This is a genomic window from Vibrio sp. Vb1337 (assembly GCF_033338715.1).
GTDB classification, from domain to species: domain Bacteria; phylum Pseudomonadota; class Gammaproteobacteria; order Enterobacterales; family Vibrionaceae; genus Vibrio; species Vibrio alginolyticus.
Window position 1 is genome coordinate 1 of the sequence record NZ_JAWOTD010000051.1, and the last position, 2,247, is coordinate 2,247.

Genomic DNA, 2,247 nt, shown 5'->3' on the forward strand with positions numbered 1-2,247 from the left:
TAAGATGTATTCGAGTAGCGATAACATTAGTTTGTGAATCTAAAGTATTGCTCTGAGGAATCCCCTAATGATTTTGATAAAAATCATCAAGTTAAGGTAGATGCACATCTTGTCGTATGATCAAATGGTTCTGCGAAAAATCAATAACCAGACAACAAGATGTGCGAACTCGATATTTTACACGACTCTCTTTACCAATTCTGCCCCGAATTACACTTAAAACGACTCAACAGCTTAACGTTGGCTTGCCACGCCTTACTTGACTGTAAAACTCTCACTCTTACCGAACTTGGCCGTAACCTGCCAACCAAAGCGAGAACAAAACATAACATCAAACGAATCGACCGATTGTTAGGTAATCGTCACCTCCACAAAGAGCGACTCGCTGTATACCGTTGGCATGCTAGCTTTATCTGTTCGGGCAATACGATGCCCATTGTACTTGTTGACTGGTCTGATATTCGTGAGCAAAAACGGCTTATGGTATTGCGAGCTTCAGTCGCACTACACGGTCGTTCTGTTACTCTTTATGAGAAAGCGTTCCCGCTTTCAGAGCAATGTTCAAAGAAAGCTCATGACCAATTTCTAGCCGACCTTGCGAGCATTCTACCGAGTAACACCACACCGCTCATTGTCAGTGATGCTGGCTTTAAAGTGCCATGGTATAAATCCGTTGAGAAGCTGGGTTGGTACTGGTTAAGTCGAGTAAGAGGAAAAGTACAATATGCAGACCTAGGAGCGGAAAACTGGAAACCTATCAGCAACTTACATGATATGTCATCTAGTCACTCAAAGACTTTAGGCTATAAGAGGCTGACTAAAAGCAATCCAATCTCATGCCAAATTCTATTGTATAAATCTCGCTCTAAAGGCCGAAAAAATCAGCGCTCGACACGGACTCATTGTCACCACCCGTCACCTAAAATCTACTCAGCGTCGGCAAAGGAGCCATGGATTCTAGCAACTAACTTACCTGTTGAAATTCGAACACCCAAACAACTTGTTAATATCTATTCGAAGCGAATGCAGATTGAAGAAACCTTCCGAGACTTGAAAAGTCCTGCCTACGGACTAGGCCTACGCCATAGCCGAACGAGCAGCTCAGAGCGTTTTGATATCATGCTGCTAATCGCCCTGATGCTTCAACTAACATGTTGGCTTGCGGGCGTTCATGCTCAGAAACAAGGTTGGGACAAGCACTTCCAGGCTAACACAGTCAGAAATCGAAACGTACTCTCAACAGTTCGCTTAGGCATGGAAGTTTTGCGGCATTCTGGCTACACAATAACAAGGGAAGACTCACTCGTGGCTGCAACCCTGCTTACTCAAAATCTATTCACACATGGTTACGTTTTGGGGAAATTATGAGGGGATCTCTCAGAACTTAGCACCATTGAAGCTTAAAAGCTCACGGACAAAATCTTCGTCAGCTAAACAAGAGAGTTTAATATTAAAAGAGTGTATTCGGTGAGGGTATTTTTCAAGAGAAAATCGAATTTGTTGTAAAGCGAGAGTTTGAATAAACGTGTTGTCTATAATGGAAAAGAATACATCGTTGTTTATGTTACTCTTATCAAAAGTGCTTATCTTAGACAAAGTTTCGTAATATTGAATCTCTTGGCTTCTAGGACAGAGGATAGGTTGTACTAACGTTTTTATATCAAAGTCAGTCAATTTGAAGCTAGGTAGGTAAGGCATATTCCTTTTCATATTATCCACTTTATCCGTTTACTATTACTATGTTTGACTCACACTTAAACATCGTTTCATATTCTATATCTAAAGTTATTACGTCAGGAAATTAAGAATTATAATACCTCTATAAATAATATTTAATGTTCATTAAGCACCATCGTAAAAACAGGTGCCTAATGAACGATGATAGAAATTTATTTCGCAACAACAGACAGTTCTACGTCGAATTCTTCACGACCACTGATGCTGAAATAGTATTGTCCCATTTTGATCGACCCGTCTTCATTTTTTGGGATTGAAATCGTTTCGTTACTGCCATGGGTGTAGTTCGACCATTCGTACTCGAAGTAGTGGCATACTTTGTCGTAACAAGCGTATAGATCGGCATCACCAGTGCCGGAGATAGACACTTCCAGTTGATTATAACTTTCTGAAACATCGACAAAGAAGAGCGTTTCAGAGAACTTTTTGCCGCTTACTTGGATGCTGGTATTGAGTTCGATTTTCTTAGGCTTCTCTTTCGGTTTTGGCTGAGAAATATCCGAATCGTCA

The 2,247-nt window shown here is 40.8% G+C and carries 2 protein-coding genes and 1 pseudogene; 1 reads left to right on the forward strand and 2 read right to left on the reverse strand.

Going from position 1 to position 2,247, the window contains the following annotated elements; translation table 11 throughout:
- Window positions 1-159: 159 nt before the first annotated feature.
- Window positions 160-1,368 carry an IS4-like element ISVsa5 family transposase gene (locus tag R7E42_RS23690; RefSeq protein ID WP_001352368.1) on the forward strand — a complete coding sequence of 403 codons (1,209 nt, stop codon included), beginning with the start codon at window positions 160-162 and terminating at the stop codon, window positions 1,366-1,368.
- 12 nt (window positions 1,369-1,380) lie between these two features.
- Here R7E42_RS23690 and R7E42_RS23695 read toward each other — a convergent pair.
- Both R7E42_RS23695 and R7E42_RS23700 read right to left on the reverse strand, forming a co-directional pair.
- Window positions 1,381-1,710 (reverse strand): annotated as a pseudogene (locus R7E42_RS23695) (EAL domain-containing protein); the annotation flags it as partial.
- 179 nt (window positions 1,711-1,889) lie between these two features.
- The coding region (locus R7E42_RS23700) for a PPC domain-containing protein (RefSeq protein ID WP_318073046.1) at window positions 1,890-2,247 on the reverse strand (358 nt) is incomplete at its 5' end.

Coding starts and splice junctions, on each gene's coding strand:
- R7E42_RS23690 (WP_001352368.1), top strand. CDS start 160: ATGTGCGAACTCGATATTTTACACGACTCTCTTTACCAATTCTGCCCC.